We start from the raw sequence: 501 nt of genomic DNA, 5'->3' as shown, positions 1-501 counted from the left end.
CCCCTATCGTGGAGGAACCAGTGATGAAGCGTTACTGCAACCCGCTGCCCTGCTGGGGGGCCTATCCGGTACCCGTTCCCTCACCTGACGGCCTGGACCGGGTGCTGGAGGAGCTGACCCGGCAGAACCAGCTGCTGTGCGACCTGCTGGGGGCGGTGAACTCCCTCACCGCCGCCACCCTCAGCATCCGGGGCCGCCTGGTGGGAGAGAACGGATCTGTCGAAAAAAATACATAAACGGGGAAACTTTTTGGGCCGCTTCGCCGTCTAAACTTTATCGCGCAAACGCGAGCTATCCTACCAAAGAAAGGCGTGGTGCCTGTGGCCAAACGGCTTCTGAAAAAGGAACACCCCCCACTGACCGCCGGCCAGAGAGCGGCCAAGATCCTGTTTGTCATTCTGGCAGTACTGGCGGTGCTGGTGCTGGCAGTCATCGTCGGCTTCAAGCTGCTGGCCCGGCCTCCGGTGATTCCCCCGGACACCCCGCCCTCCATCTCAGAGG

1 protein-coding gene and 1 pseudogene are annotated in these 501 nt (G+C 62.1%); both read left to right on the top strand.

The genetic code is table 11. From position 1 onward, the window contains the following. Positions 1–236: pseudogene (locus H6B51_RS17280) on the top strand (hypothetical protein); the annotation flags it as partial. A gap of 84 nt (positions 237–320) precedes the next feature. Continuing rightward, on the top strand, positions 321–501 hold a 181-nt coding region (locus H6B51_RS17275; RefSeq protein WP_204884821.1), incomplete at its 3' end, for a hypothetical protein.

This window comes from Pseudoflavonifractor phocaeensis (assembly GCF_016901955.1).
Taxonomy (GTDB): Bacteria; Bacillota; Clostridia; order Oscillospirales; family Oscillospiraceae; genus Flavonifractor; species Flavonifractor phocaeensis_A.
This window is presented reverse-complemented; position numbering and strand designations above follow the sequence as displayed.